We start from the raw sequence: 17,363 nt of genomic DNA on the forward strand, positions 1-17,363 counted from the left end.
TTTCATTATGCGTTTTTCTCGTACCCTCAAGACCACCCTCGCCGTCGGCGCCACCAGTACTTTGATGTTGGTGGGCTTGGGCAGCGCATCGGCTCACGTCAGCGCCACTCCCTCGGAAACGGCCGCTGGCGCCTACACTCTGGTCACGTTTGCTGTGGGCCACGGTTGCGACGGTTCTTCCACCACCTCGATGACCATCACCTTGCCCGATGAGCTGAACGAGGCCACCCCCACGGTCAACCCGAACTGGACCATCAGCACGGCCACGCAGAAGCTGGACACCCCCCGCACCTTGGCCAACGGCAGCAAAATCAGCGAGCGCACCGCGTCCATCACCTACACGGCTAAGACTCCGCTGATCGACCACGAGCGCGACACCTTCACGCTCTCTCTGCAGCTGCCGGACGCCGCCGGGACCACCCTGAACTTCCCGACCCTGCAGAAGTGTGAAACGGGTCAGACCGACTGGAAGGACATCCCGGCCGCAGGTGCCGACCACGATTCAGTCGATGCCCCCGCCCCTTCCTTCACCGTCACGAAGGCCGTGGCGGAGGATTCCCACGACGGCCACGGAGCCACCGCCGCCACCAGTTCTGATGTTGCACAGAAGAACGACGGCGGCCCCTCCTGGGCTACATGGACTGGCTTGGGTGCGGGGTTGGCTGGGCTGATCCTAGGCGGCTTGGCCTTCATGCGAAGCACTAAAAAGGCGTAGCGGCACCGTCCCGGCTCCCCCGCTTCTGCGCCGAGTCCGCCGCTTATCTCCTCGCCATCTGCGCACGTCCCCGCTTCTGCGCCGGCTCCGCTGCGTATCTCCCCGCATTCTGCGCACGTCCGTACATGCGCAGAAGGCGGGGGCATGCGCGGCGGCCGGCGGATGCGCCGGGAAATGTCGGCAAACGTGCAGGCAACTGGGTTTGTGCGGCGCGCCTTGGTTGACGAGTGGATCGATCGGCGCAAAAGTGGTGGCATGACTACCTCTCAGCGGACCACTTCCAACCGACGCCAGTGGGGAACGGGGCTTGCCCTTGCCGCGGTCATCGGGATGAGCGGCTCGCTGGCTGCGTGCAGCCCAGGGACTCCGGCACCATCGCCTACCGCCACGGGTTCCACGAGCTCCAGCCCCGCAACCTCCAGCCCAAGCCCCAGCCCCAGCCCCAGCGCAAGTTCCGCTGCCTCCACGGCGGAGGAAACGCCGTCGTCCGCGGCAAGCCCAAGCAGCCCGGAAACCACGGCAAGCCCAGCCCCCACAGACCAAGCCACCGAACTCTGTCCGGCAGCCTCGTTGAAGGGCTCCCTCGATGACAGTGGCGGCGGCGCGGCAGGTCATATCTATATGAAGCTGGTGGTGACGAATGCGTCGGGGGCCGCCTGCATTCTGGACGGCTACCCGGGCGTCTCCATGGTGGCCGCGGGCAGCAAAACTCCGATCGGGGCACCCGCGGATCGGGATCCTGCGGCGCCGTCTAACGGACCCATCACGCTGACACCGGGCCAGAGCGCGGCAGCCACCCTGCGCTATACCCAGGCAGGCAATTACCAGAACTGCCAGCGCGTGCAGGCCGGCTCCATCCTTGTCTACCCGCCCAGCGCCACCGACAGTCTTGAAATTGGGCACCCGTTGACGGCGTGCAGCAATGACGACGTCAAGCTGCTTTCGATCGGCGCGTTCATGCCCTAGCGGCCTGCACCGGATATTGCCGGATTTTGGGCCGGTTCGCCGCTATCGTGGCGGAACATCGTCTGCGAAAAACTGCGGATGCATTGATTTCCCACTGAATTTAAAAGAGAACTGGTGGCCCGCAGGTATTCCTGTGGGCCACCAGTTCTCTTTTATTTGCCTGAACGGCACTTACTTAGGCAATAAGGTAACTACTCAGCAACGGGAATTGACTGAGTTTTCAGCTCCTTGATGGTTGCTTCTTGAGCTGATTTCAAGGAATCCACAAGGGTCCCCTTTCCGGTGACGGCTGCTTTGAAGCCGTCTGAAACGCTGTTGTAGGTTTGAGTCATGGTCGGGCCCCACACGAATGTGCTGGAAACCTGGTTCGCCGAAGCCGCGAAGACGTCGTAGATCTTCTGGTCGCCGTAGAATTCAACGCCTTCCTTCAGCGAAGGCAGGTCCAGACCGGCTGTAGTAGCCGGGTACAGGTTTGCAGACTCATTAAGCATGGTCAGGGATTCGCTTGAGGTGTTGAGCCAGAGCGCAAACTTGGCGGCCTCGTAAGGGTGCTCAGATCCCTTGAAGACAACGGTTGAGGAACCGCCCCAGTTACCACTGGTGTTATCGCCCTTCTCCCACTGAGGCATCGGAGCAACGCTCCATTTTCCTGCGGTGTCAGGTGCACCGGAAGCAACTGAGTTTGCGCCCCACACTGCAGAGTTCCAGCTCCAGACCTTGCCCGTGTTGTAGGCGTTGTCCCACTCGGACGTCCATCCGGGAAAACTGGAAACGAGGTCGCGGTCAATCAAATCCTGCCAGTAGTCAGCAACGGTGGTGCTTCCCGTGCCGGCCAGCGAGACGTTCCACTTGTCGCCGTCGTTCTTGAACCAGGTGTCACCCGTCTGCCACACCAGGCCGGCAAACTGATTGACATCGTTCTGTGAGAAGTTGGTGATGTAGCTGCCGGTCTTGCGGACTTCAACGGCAGCTTTTTCGAACTCTTCCCACGTGGTGGGAACCGCAATGTTGTTCTTCTTGAAGAGGTCGCTGCGGTAGAACAGTGCCATGGGGCCGGTGTCCTGGGGGATTCCGTAGGCGGCGTTCTCTTCGCCGAAACTGACCTGATTCCAGGCCCACGGGATGAAGGAGCTCTCGGCATCGGCAACGTCCTGGCACGCGGCAATGTTTGTCAGGCCGTCCTGAACGCGGAAGTTGGGCAGTGCGTCGTATTCAACTTGCCCAAGGTCCGGGGCGTTGCCGGCCTTGAGCTGGTTGAAGAAGTTCTGGTACGTTCCACTGTTGCCGTTAGGCCCGGTCTGAACCTTGACCTGGATTTCTGGATTGGCCTTATTCCAAACATCAACCACGTCTTCAATCCCAGGAATCCAGGATGTGAAGGACAGTGTTACCGGGCCGCTCGAGGGCGTGCACTCGATTGCGGAACCAGCGGTGTCGGCCGATTCGCTGCTTGAGCACCCGGTGAGGGCAATGGCTGAAAGGACGGCGACTGCAATGGCGCTTTTAAAGGGTTTCATTTCTTCCTTGAAGTGATTGTTTTAAAGGGATAAGAAAATGCTGGGGTGAAAACTATTTGACTGAGCCTGCGCCCAGTCCGCTGCGCCAGAAGCGCTGCAGGAACAAGAACGCCACGATCAGCGGAATGATCGATAGCAGTGCGCCGACCAGTACATACATCCGGAGCTCAGGGATCTGGTTGATCTGGGAGTTCCAGGTGTAAAGCCCGAGGGTAACGGGGAAGTTTGCCTCATCGCGCAGCATGATCAGCGGGAGGAAGAAGTTGTTCCAAATCGCAACGAATTGGAAGAGGAAAACGGTGACCAAAGCCGGGAACATCAGCTTCACTGAAACGCTGAAGAAGGTGCGCACTTCGCTGGCGCCATCCAATCGGGCGGCTTCCATGAGCTCGTCGGGGACGCTGGAACCAGCATAAATTCGGGTCAAGTAGACGCCAAACGGGCTCACGATGCTGGGCAGGAATACGGCCCAGAAGGTATTGGTCGCGTTGATCTGGCTAAACATGAGGAACAGTGGGAGGGCCAAGGCTGTTGCCGGAACCAGCACTCCTCCAAGAATGACATTGAAGATCAGCTCCCGGCCTCTAAAGCTGTACTTAGCCAGCGCGTAACCGCACATTCCGGCAAGCACCGTAGCTATCAGTGCGCCACCGCCGGCGTATGCCAGGCTGTTGCCGATCCAGCGTAGGAATACGCCGTCGCGGTATGTCAGGACATTGCCGACGTTCTCGAAGAAGTTGAATTCTGAGAACCAGAGCGGGTTGGTGCTGGTTAGATCGCCCTTGGATTTCGTTGCGGAAACGAAAAGCCACCAGATCGGGATGAGGAAGTAAAAGGCAAAGACCGCCATGATGAGCATGGCGCCCATGCGCGGGAGCATCTGCTCGCGGGGGCCGCGGGCCTTTGAATAGGTCAAGGCGGGGTCACGCCGTCGGCTGCTCGGCTTCGAAGGGCTCGTTACTTGCTTGTTCACGATCAGTTGCCCTTCGGGTGGGTGAACTTAAGGAAGGCGAAAGACAAAATGAAGGTTGTCAACGCCAGGACAACAGACATAGCCGCGGCCAGGTGGATATTCGGGATGGACGAGGTAGTCAGAACCGCCAGGTTAGGCGTGAAGGTGCTGTTGACCGCGGAGCTGAACGTGCGGAAAACCTGAGGTTCGGCTAGAAGCTGCAGCGTTCCAATGATGGAGAAGATGGCCGTCATGACGATGGCAGGAGTCACCAGCGGTATCTTGATGGACAGCGCAATGCGAAGCTGGCCGGCGCCGTCGAGCCGTGCGGCCTCATAGATTTCCGTCGGGATGGACAACAGCGACGAGTAGATGATCAGCATGTTGTAGCCAACAAAGACCCAGGTGACCACATTGGCCATGGCCCACAAGACCAAGTCAGCCGAGAGGAAATTGATCTTGCTGGTGACCTCTGTGAACGGGGACAGGTTAGGCGAGTATAGAAAGCCCCACATGATGGCGGCGATGACGCCCGGAACTGCGTACGGTACAAAGAACGCTAAGCGGAAGAATTTCTTGCCTCGGACCAACGGAGAGTCCAACAGTAAAGCAAAGAGCAGCGCCAAACCCAGCATCACCGGAACTTGCACAGCGCCGAACAAGAAAACCCTGCCGATTGATTCCCAGAAGGGGCCGTTCTGGAAAACGGCGATGTATTGGGTGAAGCCACCAAATACTTCCTGTGCCTTCCCGAAGGTGCCTTGCCGGTCCACCTTCAAGAATGACTGATAGAGGGCGTAGCTGATGGGAGCTAAGTAGAACAAGAGGAAGAGCACGCCGAACGGTGCTACAAAGAGTACGATCGCTTTCTTGAATTTGTTCTTCGGCTTCCGGTTTCCAAGCACCGCTGGCTCAGCGTTGAGCAGTTCAGTGCGGCTCATGGCATTACTTCCTCTCGGATTACACGTACGGATCCCGCGGGAACCGTAAGTGTCTGGGAAATGTCAGTCTTGGTGAGAATCTCGTGCCCCGTGGTGGCCACGCTGCGCTCTTCCTGGCTGTGGTTGATGACGAACAAGTAAGAGTTGTCCGCACCCGAGCGCCGCACCATTTCCAGGGTGGCGTCAGCTTCAGGGGCAACCGGTGCTACGCCTGCGCCGTCGAGCGCGTTGCGGACCACGGCGCTCAAACCATCCTTGTCCAAGACGGTTCCGAGATACCAGGCGCGTCCTTGGCCAAAATCGTTGACCGTGACGGCAGCGCCGCCGGGCGTTGGCCCAGCAACGTACGACGTGACGGCGGTAGCCCCGTGCAAGGTGGTCTTTTCGGCCCAGAGCGAGGACGTCCGGCTATCGGAGAGTTCAAGAACCTGCTCCGGAAGCAAGGGTGCGAATTCTTCCGTGCGGATCCCGAGCATATCCCGGAAAGCACCCGGGTAGCCGCCGGTGCGTACGCGGTCTTCTTCGTCAACGATTCCACTGTAGAAGGTGACTACTGCGTGACCGCCGTCGTGCACATAATCATTGATCTGTGCGGCGTGTTCATCGGAGATCATGTAAAGGGTGGGGACGACGACGAGCGAGAATCCGCTCAGGTCAGCGCCCGGGGCAACCATTGTGACGGTGACGCCCTGTGCATGGAAGGCAGCATAGATCGCGTGAGCCTGTTCCAAGTAGAAAATTGCGGCGGAAGGACGCGTTTCGGCATCTACTGCCCACCAAGATTCCCAGCTGAACATGAAGGCAACGTTGGATTCAACCCGGCTGCCAACAACCTCGGCCAAACCGGCAACGGTTTCGCCCAGTTCCACAACGTCACGCCAGAGCTGGCTGTCCTTGCCAGCATGGGGCATGAGGGCGGAATGGAACTTCTCAGAACCCTGAAGGGAAGCACGCCACTGGAAGAAGCAGACGCCGTCGGCGCCGCGGGCCACATGGGCCAAGGAGTTGCGCATCATTTCGCCCGGCTCCTTGGCCAGGTTGTGCGGCTGCCAGTTCACGCCGCCGGTGGAGTGTTCCATCAGAATCCAGGGCGCATTCTTGGCCAGTCCTCGGGTGAGGTCTGCGGAGAACGACAGCTCCGTGGTGGGTTCACCCAGACGGTGATCTAGGTAGTGATCGTTGGCGATGATGTCCATGTCCGCTGTCCACGTGAAGTAGTCCATGTTGCGGATGTGGGCTGTCACCATGAAGTTGGTGGTCACGGGAATGTCGCTGTGGCGGCGAATGATGTCCGCTTCGAGCAGGTAGTTGCTGCGCAGTTCCTCGCTACTGAAGCGACGGAAGTCCATGCTCTGGCCGGGATTACGGCTGGAGAGGGTAAGCCGGGGCGTCCAGATTTCGCTCCAGTCGGATACGCGCTGGCTCCAGAAATCGGTGCCCCACGCTGTATTGAGTGCATCGAGGTTCTCATAGCGCTTCATCAGCCAGTCACGGAATGCTTCAGCGGAGGTTTCGCAGTAGCAGTGCGCGTTGTGGCAACCAATTTCGTTGGACACATGCCACAGTGCGACGCCGGGATGGCTGCCGTAGCGCTGGGCTACTTGCTCCACGAGCAGGGCGGCATGCTGGCGGTAGATTGGTGAGCTGGGACAGAACGCCTGCCGGCCGCCCGGGTACCGCCGGGTGCCATCTTCGACCTTGGGCAGAACCTCGGGGAAAGTGGTTGTCAGCCAGGGCGGGGGCGAGGCAGTTGCCGTTCCCAAGTTGATGCTGATGCCGTTTGCATGGAGCAAGTCGATGATGGCATCGAGGTTGGTGAAGTTGTACTCACCTTGGCGTGGCTCGAGGTGTGACCAGCCAAAAATATTAATAGCAACAAAGTTGACGCCTGCCTGCTTCATCGCGGCAACATCGTCAACCCAAACAGCCGGATCCCATTGTTCCGGGTTGTAGTCGCACCCAAAGGCCATTCCGGTATCCAAATCGATGATTGGACGGGGAGGCCCCTCGTGTGTGCTGTGCATGAAAATCCTTACGTGGTGCGAAGTGATGATTCACAGCCAGCGCCTCACGCCTCTGTGAACGTTCACAGATTCGAGCGGCCACTGCGGCGACTGGATTTCCTGTGAACGTACACAGACTATGGTCGACGTCACAAAGTTGTCAAGTTATTCTCGATATCGGCTTGCTTCATAGCCCCGGTAAGGTGGGGGAATGACTCCTTCACCCGGCAGAAAAAAGCGCTCAACCATACTTGATGTCGCAACGGTTGCAGGGATTTCGCGGGGAACAGTGAGTAGGGTCCTCAACGGCGAACCCTATGTTTCTGATGAGGCACGGGTTGCCGTCAATAAGGCCATCAAGGAAGTTGGCTATGTTCCCAACATGGCTGCCCGGAACTTGGTGCGGCAACGCTCTCAAGCCGTGGGGCTGCTCATTCACGAGCCACATGCACTGTTCTTGGAAGATCCCAACATCGGCTCAATCATGCTCGGGGCGAATACCGTGCTCTCCCAAGCCGGGTACCAAATGGTGTGTTTGATTATTGATTCCGAGCTAGATGTCAACAGGATTGGGCAGTACCTCAACGGCGGATCCATCGACGGCGCAATTGTCATTTCAGCGAGCGAGAATGATCCCATCACAGAGCTCATTGAGCAGCTGGCCATGGCCTCGGCTTTTGTGGGGCTGCCACCCAATCATCGCCCGCTTCCCTTCGTGTCCATCGACAATAAGAAGGCTGCCGCAGAAATTACGGCACGGCTCAAAGCCTCCGGGCGAACTCAGATCGGCATGATCGCTGCTGCCTTGGGGCGCGCGGCGGGAGCCGATCGACTTGCCGGTTTTGCGGATGCCCTGGGATCGAACTATCGCCCGGAACTCGTGGCGAAGGTGGAGCACTTCTCCTTTGACGCTGGCATTGCCGGCATGCGCGAACTACTTGAAATTTGCCCCACCATCGACGGGGTTTTCGCTGCCTCTGACGCCGTTGCTGCCGGCGCGTTGAGCGTTCTGCAACGGATTGGTCGCCGAGTGCCCGAGGATATTGCCGTGGTCGGCTTCGATGACAGCATCTGGGCGCAGCGCACCAATCCCCCACTCTCCACGGTGCGCCAGCCCGCCTCGGAGCTCGGCGCGAAAGCCGCCGAGCTGGTACTGGCCCAGTTGAGGGGTGAGGAGATCAACCGGGACGGGGTGTACTTGGATACCACTATCGTGTGGCGCGAATCCGTCTGAACCGAACGACGGCGGCACTCTCCGCTGGCGGGCAGCTCCCGTTGAGCTGGTGGGCAGGTCTTTCAAGAGCCCGCCCACCAGTTAGCTGTGTTATTCGTTTATCTTGTTCGTGCCGCTTAGACGTCAGCCGGGCTGAGCATGATGAGCACCGACTGTTCCGGGAAAAGGACAGGTGCCTGAATACCTACCGTGCCCAGCACCGTGCCCGAGAGCACGCTCTCGTGCAGTGGCCAGTCCAGCGGGGATTGCCCATTGCCAACTTCGTCATCGAGAGGATGCGACAGGCTCACGCGATAGCGACGATCGGGGGACAACCCGGGCAGGGTGATCCGACCCGAAGGGTAGGTCATGGACGCTTCGCGCTGGGTGAGGGCAAAGATAGCGCATTCGCCCTCCTGGGCCACCACACCCCGAAGGTCCAAGGCGGGATCGGCGAGATCTGCATGTACCGAGACTCCTGTGTGGAACAGTTCCCGGTTGTCTTTGTGGAAGCCCACCCACCGAGCAAGTTCCGCGGTTTGCGCCTCACTGATATCGGTAATGTTCCATTCGATGCCGAAGTGGCCAAAGATGGCTGTGCGGGCCATGAATCCCAGGCTGTGTTGGCGGCGGGTGGAATGTGAGATGGGGCCACCAATATGGGCTCCCATCAGCTCATAAGGGATCAGTAGACCGGTGTTGGCTTGGTTGTCGAGCCGCTCGATCGGGTCGATGCAGTCACTGGTCCAAATCCTGTCGGTATAGTTCAGAATGCCCAGGTCCACACGGGCACCGCCGGAGGCGCAACTTTCAATCTCAACCTCGGGGTGCCGGGACTTCAACTCAGCCAGCAAACGGTACAGCGCCAAGGTGGTGTTCCTGACGGCGGCGTGGCCAGTGCGGGGATCGGCGGCGTCCAACAGGTCCCTGTTGTGGTCCCACTTGATGTAGCTGATGGGGTACTCGCCCAGGATGGCACTGATGCGTTCGAGCAGGTAGTCAAAGCAAGCCGGGTGGGCAAGATTGAGCACTTGTTGCTGGCGACCGCTCGCGGGCCAGCGGCCGTCGGCGTGGAGAATCCAGTCGGGATGGTTACGGGCCAGCTCACTATCAGGATTGACCATTTCGGGTTCAAACCAGAGGCCAAACTCCATGCCGAGCTCGTGGACGTGATTGATGATCGGGCCCAGGCCTTCGGCCCACACCTCGGGATCAACAAACCAGTCACCCAACCCTGCGGTGTCGTCGCGGCGGCCCAGGAACCAGCCATCGTCAAGGACAAAACGCTCCACGCCAACGGCAGCGGCCTTGTCTGCCAGAGTCGACAAGGTTGCGAGATCGTGGTCGAAGTAGACGGCCTCCCACGTATTCAGTGTGACAGGGCGAGGGCGGGAGGGATGCTGCGGGCGTTGGCGCAGATCTTGATGGAAACGCCCAGACAACTCGTCCAAGCCGATGCCCCAGGAGCCGAGTGCCCAGGGAGTGGAGTAGCTTTCCCCTAGCGCCATCACTACTTCGCCGGGCAGCAACAGCTCTCCGGCCGTGAGGAAGTTGTCGCTGGTAATGGTGCGTTCAGCACTGAGCCGATGGTTGCCGCTCCAGGCCAGATGGACGCCGTGGACCAGGCCGCTGCGATGGCCAAAGCCGGCAGACCCGGCCAGCATGAGCAGCGTTGCGTCTGCGCCGGGACGGCCTCGGCGGCTTTCGCGCACGTGTGCACCGACGGTGAGCGGACGCTGCTGGGCGGTCCGTTCCTTCAAATGGCGCCCAGTGGCGTCCTGAATGGTGGTGACCGTCGCGGGCAACGGGAAGAGTGTGGCCAGCTGGTGCAGCTGATAAGCAGTGGAGCCCAGGTTGGTCAGGGTGTGCCGCTGGTGCAGCACACCATGGGAGCTGAGGGCCAGTTCGGTGACCAAGCGCAGTTCGGCTGCGGAGTCCTCGGAGGTGATGGTGAGGCTGTTAGCGGTGGAGGTGACCGCCGTCGTGCTTAATGCACTGGCCCATGCTGTGCCATTGCGCTGACCGAGGAGGGCCGGTGAGCCCTGCCACCCAAACACTTCTTGGGGCAGGAGCGTCAACCGTGCGGGGACGTCGATACCACCCGATACACGTTGGGGACGGGAGGCTACGGCGAGGGCGCTCAGCTCATCCGGGGAAAGGACGCCTGTTTCTGGCCCCCAGTGGATGATCGTAGGGAGGCCTGCTGTGCTCAGATCAACAATGACTGAGGTGCCGCCGCGATGCAGCTGCGTGTAGGAAAAGTCAGAATTCATTTATTAGTTTTATATCGAAAGAAAATAACTGTCAAAAGCCTGATTCATAATCCACACCTACGTGCGCGGCCGTAATTCAAGTCCGTCCATGAGCAATTCACCACGCTCCACGGCTCCCCGCAGCGCGCCCCTTCGACTTAGGGTCGGCGAGCCTCATCGCGGTCGAACTCTTCGAAGGAACCAATGAAATCCGGCTCACTGTCTGCCGATTCCCGGCGGCGCCCGTGGCGCATCATGTGCAGCCGGTAAGCGCCGATGGCCAGCATGGCAGTGGTCAGCAGGTGCAGTGCACCACCCCAGATATCGGTGCGGATCAGCGCAGCGAGCAGGCCCGCCAGCATCACCCCTGAGCCGAGCGTCATCAGGAGGCGCAAGCGTTCAAAATATCCGTAAACCACAATGGCCGCACCCAGGACCATCCAAGGCCCTGCGCCATTGAGGAACGGCAGTAAGGCGGACAGCCCAACGCCCAGCACCGTGCCGCCGGCAAGGTACAGGTAGTGGTTGCGTGGAGCAATCCACCATGAGGGGTGCTTCCACAGCCAGGCAGCGCTGCCGACACTCACTATGAGGGTGCCTGTTGCCAAGAAGCCAGCGTCAGCACCGTTGCCATGTTGGGTCATCATGCTGATGGCTCCGGAGATCAAAAAGAGGAGCGCGAAACCCAACAAGGGAACCCAATTATTCCCCACATGGCGTGTCTGCACTGCCCTTCGACCTCCCCAGATCGTCTTTATCAGGAGTATCGGCAGACACGTTTCAAATAACGGACCGGCCTCGGCAATCTTTGCCGCTCCTACCGATAGATTACAGCGCGCCACTGACACTTCTGGACCAGAAGACAAATTCTGACAGTGTTGCTGACTAACTGTTTGTCCGGGAACAGCTTTTCCCATCGTGCCGGGCGCACAATGTCAGTGGCATGCGGCATGATGGAGCCGTGGACGAAACAAGCCAAATGGGTGCAATGAGCCAGTTCGCGGAACCGACCCGCGAGTGGTTTCTGGGCGCCTTCGGCTCCCCAACCCCGGCTCAGGCTGGCGCCTGGGACGCGGTATCCAACGGGGTTCACTCCCTTGTGGTGGCACCCACCGGTTCCGGTAAAACCTTGGCCGCCTTTCTTTGGGCCCTGGATGGTCTCATTGCCAGAAACAGTTCCCCGGAGTCGGCTGCCACAGCCCCAGAAACACGCACAGCACCCAAACGGGGCACCAGCGTCCTCTATATCTCCCCCTTGAAGGCTCTCGGTGTGGACGTTGAACGGAACCTGCGCGCACCATTGATCGGCATCACCCAAACAGCTGCCCGGCTCGGTCTAGACGCCCCAACCGTCAGCGTCGGGGTGAGATCCGGGGATACCCCCACCAATGAGCGCCGCCGCCTGCTCAGCCATCCGCCAGACATCTTGATCACCACCCCCGAGTCCCTGTATTTGATGCTGACCTCCAAGGCGCGGGAAACACTCACAGCCGTCCACACCATCATCATCGACGAGGTCCACGCCGTCGCCGGCACCAAGCGCGGAGCCCATCTGGCAGTATCCCTTGAGCGCCTCGATGCGCTCCTGGAAACACCGGCCCAACGCATCGGACTGTCCGCCACGGTGGAGCCGCATTCCACGGTGGCCCGCTTTCTGGGCGGTCAGGCCCCGGTCAGCATCGTTGCTCCGGCCAGCACCAAGACGTGGAATCTGGGCGTCACGGTGCCGGTCGCGGACATGACGGAACTGCCCGCCCTCGCCGCCGCCCACGATCTCGGCCCAGCCTCCGGACTGCAGCCGAACGCCTCCATCTGGCCGCATGTGGAGGAAAAGATTGTAGACGCCGTCCTGGCGAAGAAATCCACCATCATCTTCGCAAACTCCCGCCGACTGGCCGAGCGCTTGACCGGGCGGCTCAACGAGATTTATCTGGAGCGGCTGGAACTGGCTGACCTGGCTGAGTCCGCTGACGCCGGGCCCACGCCAGCGAGGGGCCCCGGCCGAGCGGGCGAGGCCGGGGAGCTGGTGGGGATCGACGCCGCACCCTCCTCCGTCGATCCGTGGCGGACCGCACGGTCCCCCGCTCGGCTGCCGGCGGATGGGCCCACGCCCGCGAGGGGCCCCGGCCGAGCTGGCGAGGCTCGGCTGCCGGCGGAGATGATGGCCCAGGCCGGGGCCGTGGCGGGTGCCCCCAATGTCCTCGCCAAGGCGCACCACGGCTCGGTGTCCAAGGAGCAGCGGGCGCTGATCGAGGACGATCTCAAGTCCGGGCGGCTACGCGCAGTTGTGGCCACGTCCAGTCTGGAATTGGGCATCGACATGGGTGCTGTGGACTTGGTGATCCAGGTGGAGTCCCCGCCTTCGGTGGCCAGCGGGCTGCAGCGGGTGGGACGTGCCGGGCACCAGGTAGGCGAGATTTCCGAGGGCTTGCTCTTCCCCAAACACCGGGCTGATTTGCTGCATTCTGCTGTTACTGTCGAGCGGATGCTTGCCGGCCAGATCGAACCGCTCTCGATCCCAGCCAACCCGCTGGACATCCTCGCCCAACAAACCGTAGCCGCCACGGCCCTGGAATCCATTGGCGTCGATGAGTGGTTTGAGACCGTGCGGCGCAGCGCCCCCTTTGCTGCCCTCCCGCGGTCAGCCTTCGATGCCACGCTGGACTTGCTGGCCGGACGCTACCCCTCTGACGAATTTGCCGAGCTGCGTCCGCGCATTGTCTGGGACCGCACCGCTGGCACCATCACCGGCCGCCCCGGAGCCCAGCGGCTGGCCGTCACTTCCGGCGGAACCATCCCGGACCGCGGCCTCTTTGGTGTCTTCATTATTGGTTCAGACGAGCCGGGCGCGGCCGGAACCGCCAACAAGGGCGGCCGGCGCGTGGGCGAACTCGATGAGGAGATGGTCTACGAGTCCCGGGTGGGTGATGTCTTTGCCCTCGGCGCCACAAGCTGGAAGATCGAGGACATTACCTTTGACCGCGTGCTGGTCTCCCCTGCCTTCGGCCAACCCGGCAAGCTGCCGTTCTGGAAGGGCGATTCCCTGGGCCGCCCGGTTGAATTGGGCCGCGCACTGGGTGCCTTCATCCGTGAAGTCAGCGCCGCCCCACGTAAAAAGGCCCTGGCCCGCTGCGAGGCCACCGGCTTGGATGAGTGGGCTGCCAATAACTTGCTTGGCTATCTCGACGAGCAAAAGGCCGCCACCACTACCGTTCCCGATGACAAGACGCTCATGGTGGAACGCTTCCACGACGAGCTCGGTGACTGGCGCGTGGTGCTGCACAGTCCCTTCGGCATGCCGGTTCACGCTCCGTGGGCGCTGGCAGTGGCCGCTCGCCTGCACGAACGCTATGGCTTAGACGGCTCGGCCATGGCTTCTGACGACGGCATTGTGCTGCGCGTTCCCCTCATGGACGATGAGCCGCCCGGCGCTGACTTATTCATGTTTGACCCCGAAGAACTGGACGGAATCGTTACGGCCGAAGTGGGCGGATCTGCGCTCTTTGCCAGCCGTTTCCGCGAGTGTGCCGCCCGCGCACTGCTGCTCCCCCGGCAGAATCCGGGCAAGCGTTCGCCCCTATGGCAGCAGCGCCAGCGCTCGGCCCAACTGCTCGATGTTGCCCGCAAGTACCCGCAGTTCCCGATCGTGCTGGAAACCGTGCGCGAATGCCTGCAGGATGTCTACGATCTCCCTGCGCTGAAGGGCATTGCCTCCTCGATCGAGCGGCGTGAGCTGCGGATCGTGGAAACCACCACCAATGAACCGTCACCTTTCGCCCGCTCTCTCTTGTTCGGCTACGTGGCCAGCTTTCTCTACGAGGGTGATTCCCCGCTCGCCGAACGCCGCGCCGCCGCCCTCTCCCTAGATCCCGCGCTGCTCGATGAGCTGCTGGGCCGGGCCGAGCTGCGCGAGCTGCTCGATCCGGCTGTCATCGCCGCCACCGCGGCCCAGCTGCAGCGCCTGGCTGGTGCGGGCGGCGACGCCGATCGCCGCGTGCGTGGCCTTGAAGGGGTGGCAGATCTGCTCCGATTGTTGGGCCCGTTGAGCGTTGAGGAGGTTGCCGCCCGGCTACTTCCCGAGGTTCCCCAACTCCAAGAACCGTCCGACGCCGGGCACTCCCCTGCCGCCGCTGCCGCACCCGATCTGGTGGCCGAGGCCCGCCCTGGGACGCAGAGCAGCTCCGAGACAGCGGCGCAGGATCAGCCTGCGGCGCAGGAGCAGCCTGTGGCCGAGGCCCACCTGGCGCTGGCGGCCTCTCACCTCTCTGGGTTACTCGCAGCAAACCGCGCGTTGCGGGTCAACATGGCGGGTCAGGAGCGGTACGCCGCCATTGAGGATGCGGCACGGTTGCGCGATGCCCTCGGCATTCCGCTGCCCATGGGTGTTCCGTTGGCGTTCATTGAACCCGTGGCCGATCCGCTGAGTGATTTGCTGGGACGTTACGCCCGCACCCACGGACCCTTCACCGCAGCGGAAGCCGCGGCGAGGCTGGGACTCGGTGTCGCCGTCGTACAGTCCGGGCTGGCCAGATTGGCTGCCGACAGGCGCGTCACAGAAGGTGAATTTTTGCCGCTGCGTGCCGAAAATGGTGCCACGGAATGGTGCGATGTTCAGGTTCTGCGGCAGTTGCGGAGCAGATCGCTGGCGGCGCTGCGTGCCGAAGTTGAGCCCGTTGACGCGGCAGCCTTTGCCCTGTTCCTGCCTGCCTGGCAGCATGTCACCTCCGCTGCGGGAACCCCGGCTCTGCGGGGTTTGGACGGCGTGCTGACGGTAGTGGATCAGTTAGCTGGCGTGCCCATTCCGGCATCGGCCTGGGAACCGCTGGTGCTGGCTGCGCGCGTGGCCGATTACTCCCCCGCCATGCTGGACGAGCTGACGGCCACCGGTGAAGTGCTGGTTTCGGGTGCGGGTTCCTTGGGCTCGAATGATGGCTGGCTGAGTCTCCACATTGCGGATTCGGTGGATCTGACGCTGGCGCCATCGACGGATTTCACGCCCACCGAATTTCACGAACGGATCGTGGCCGCGTTGCACACCGGCGGCGCCTACTTCTTCCACCAACTGCGCGAAATGACCGCCGACGGCCCGGATCTGGCCGCCTCCGATACCGATCTGATGTCCGCACTGTGGGAGCTGTTCTGGGCCGGGCGCATCAGCAATGACACCTTCGCCCCGATCCGGGCCCTCTTATCTGGCGGGCACACGGCGCACAAGCAAAAAGCCCCACCCTCGCGGCTGCGCCCTGCCCGAGCCGGCCGTTATGGGCGCCTGCCGGGTCGGGCCGCAGGCGTGCAGCGCGGCGCCCCACCCATGGGTGCCGGGCGCTGGAGTTTATTGCCGGCCCCTGCCACCGAAACCGACAGCGCCCAAACCACCCTGCGCAGTCATGCCCTCGCCGAACTGTTCCTGGACCGGTACGGGGTGGTCACGCGCGGCTCCGTCATGAACCACGGACTTCCCGGCGGTTTCGGACTCATGTACAAGGTGTTGGCCCGGCTGGAGGAGAGTGGAAAATGCCGCCGCGGCTACTTCATCGAGCACCTCGGCGCGGCGCAGTTTGCTGTCTCGGCCACAGTGGACCGGTTGCGCACCTTCAGCGAGGACGCATCGCTGAACCCGCGTCCACCGAAGGCTTTGGCCCTGGCCGCGACTGATCCCGCCAACCCCTACGGCGCCGCCCTGCCCTGGCCGCCGCTGGAATCCGGGCACAGGCCCGGGCGCAAGGCGGGCGCCTTGGTGGTGATGGTCGACGGCGTACTGGTCCTCTATGTGGAGCGCGGCGGGCGCACGCTGTTGTGCTTCAGCGACGATGAATCCATGGTGGCGCTGGCCGGTACGGCCTTGGTCAACGTGGTCAAGCGCGGCGCGATCGACAAAATGGCCATTGAAAAGGTCAATGGCGGCGAGGTTTTGGGTACGCCGCTGGCCGCGGCTATGCTCGCCTCAGGGGCGTACAGCTCGCCGCGAGGAGTGCGGATCCGTGCCTGAGGGAGATACTGTTTGGCGGCAGGCACGGGACCTGCGCGTGGTTCTTGAGGGGCAGGAATTGTTGTCCAGCGACTTCAGAGTTCCGGCGCATGCCACGTTGAACTTGGCCGGAGCGCTGGTGTCCCGGGTGGAGTCGCGGGGCAAGCACCTGCTCATGTTCGTGGGCGGGCAGGTGATCCATTCGCATCTGTCCATGGAAGGACACTGGGACATCTACCCCGTAGCCGCCAACGGCCGTCCGGCAAAGTGGCGGCGGCCCGCCTTCACCGCCCGGGCGGTGCTGCAAACCAAGCTGGGAACAGCTGTGGGATTTTCGCTGGGCATGCTGGAAGTCCTGCAGGAGGCGCTGGTGGCGGACGCCGTGGGACATCTTGGGCCGGATCTGCTGGGGCCGGGCTGGGACCAGGACGAGGCACTGCGTAGGCTGCTGGCCAATCCTGGGCGAGCCATTGGGCTGGCGCTACTGGACCAGCGAAACCTGGCCGGGATCGGCAACATTTACCGCAATGAGCTATGTTTCCTGAGCCGAGTGCACCCGTCCACGGCGGTTGAGGGTGTGCCTGATCTTCCGCGGATGGTGGCGCTGGCCAAGCGGCTGCTCGAGGTGAACAAGGACCGGTCGCAACGCTCCACCACTGGAGGGCCGGCGCGGGGCGAGGCAGCCTCATGGGTCTATGGTTTGGCCGGGAAACCCTGCAAGCGGTGCGGAGCGCTGATCCGTCATGCCAAATTGCCCGATCCGGCTTTTCCTACCCGCGCCGCCCGGGACATTTATTGGTGCCCACGCTGCCAGCCTTTGCCGTTAAAGGGGTGAG

11 protein-coding genes are annotated in these 17,363 nt (G+C 61.9%); 5 read left to right on the top strand and 6 right to left on the bottom strand.

Annotated elements, in window-relative coordinates:
• Window positions 1-7: 7 nt before the first annotated feature.
• On the top strand, window positions 8-715 hold the full coding sequence (locus AS189_RS00585; protein WP_062285516.1) for a YcnI family protein: 708 nt from the start codon (window positions 8-10) through the stop codon (window positions 713-715).
• Between the two features lie 255 nt (window positions 716-970).
• Window positions 971-1,681 carry a DUF4232 domain-containing protein gene (locus tag AS189_RS19175; protein WP_082634459.1) on the top strand — a complete coding sequence of 237 codons (711 nt, stop codon included), beginning with the start codon at window positions 971-973 and terminating at the stop codon, window positions 1,679-1,681.
• 191 nt (window positions 1,682-1,872) lie between these two features.
• On the opposite strand, the gene AS189_RS00600 is transcribed toward AS189_RS19175, so the two are convergent.
• The 4 genes from AS189_RS00600 to AS189_RS00615 all read right to left on the bottom strand — a co-directional run bounded on the left by AS189_RS00600 (window position 1,873) and on the right by AS189_RS00615 (window position 7,115).
• Entirely contained in the window at window positions 1,873-3,198 is a 1,326-nt protein-coding gene (locus AS189_RS00600; protein WP_062285520.1) for an ABC transporter substrate-binding protein, read from the bottom strand.
• A 52-nt stretch (window positions 3,199-3,250) separates the two neighbouring features.
• Window positions 3,251-4,078 (bottom strand): carbohydrate ABC transporter permease, encoded by an 828-nt coding sequence (locus AS189_RS00605; RefSeq protein WP_062285522.1) that lies wholly within the window; start codon window positions 4,076-4,078, stop codon window positions 3,251-3,253.
• A 95-nt stretch (window positions 4,079-4,173) separates the two neighbouring features.
• Window positions 4,174-5,091, bottom strand: a complete 918-nt coding sequence (locus AS189_RS00610) for a carbohydrate ABC transporter permease (RefSeq protein ID WP_062285524.1) — start codon at window positions 5,089-5,091, stop codon at window positions 4,174-4,176.
• Window positions 5,088-7,115 carry a beta-galactosidase gene (locus AS189_RS00615; RefSeq protein ID WP_082633921.1) on the bottom strand — a complete coding sequence of 676 codons (2,028 nt, stop codon included), beginning with the start codon at window positions 7,113-7,115 and terminating at the stop codon, window positions 5,088-5,090. The genes AS189_RS00610 and AS189_RS00615 overlap by 4 nt, the downstream gene beginning before the upstream one ends.
• A 190-nt stretch (window positions 7,116-7,305) precedes the next feature.
• Between AS189_RS00615 and AS189_RS00620 the strand changes: the two genes are divergently transcribed.
• Complete coding sequence (locus tag AS189_RS00620) at window positions 7,306-8,328, top strand: LacI family DNA-binding transcriptional regulator (protein ID WP_062285525.1); 1,023 nt, start codon at window positions 7,306-7,308, stop codon at window positions 8,326-8,328.
• Window positions 8,329-8,444: 116 nt separating this feature from the next.
• On the opposite strand, the gene AS189_RS00625 is transcribed toward AS189_RS00620, so the two are convergent.
• Together AS189_RS00625 and AS189_RS00630 are read right to left on the bottom strand one after the other, a co-directional pair.
• Window positions 8,445-10,580: an alpha-galactosidase gene (locus AS189_RS00625; protein WP_062285527.1), complete on the bottom strand. Its 2,136-nt coding sequence runs from the start codon at window positions 10,578-10,580 to the stop codon at window positions 8,445-8,447.
• 137 nt (window positions 10,581-10,717) lie between these two features.
• The gene (locus tag AS189_RS00630) at window positions 10,718-11,272 is read right to left on the bottom strand and encodes a hypothetical protein (RefSeq protein WP_160320788.1); all 555 of its coding nucleotides are present in this window, start codon (window positions 11,270-11,272) and stop codon (window positions 10,718-10,720) included.
• A 230-nt stretch (window positions 11,273-11,502) separates the two neighbouring features.
• Here AS189_RS00630 and AS189_RS00635 point away from each other — a divergent pair, with 230 nt between their 5' ends.
• Window positions 11,503-16,548 (top strand): Lhr family ATP-dependent helicase, encoded by a 5,046-nt coding sequence (locus AS189_RS00635; RefSeq protein WP_062285531.1) that lies wholly within the window; start codon window positions 11,503-11,505, stop codon window positions 16,546-16,548.
• The gene (locus tag AS189_RS00640) at window positions 16,541-17,362 is read left to right on the top strand and encodes a DNA-formamidopyrimidine glycosylase family protein (RefSeq protein WP_062285533.1); all 822 of its coding nucleotides are present in this window, start codon (window positions 16,541-16,543) and stop codon (window positions 17,360-17,362) included. The genes AS189_RS00635 and AS189_RS00640 overlap by 8 nt, the downstream gene beginning before the upstream one ends.
• The last annotated feature ends 1 nt before the right edge of the window (window position 17,363 follow it).

It is taken from the genome of Arthrobacter alpinus (genome assembly GCF_001445575.1).
Classification (GTDB): domain Bacteria; phylum Actinomycetota; class Actinomycetes; order Actinomycetales; family Micrococcaceae; genus Specibacter; species Specibacter alpinus_C.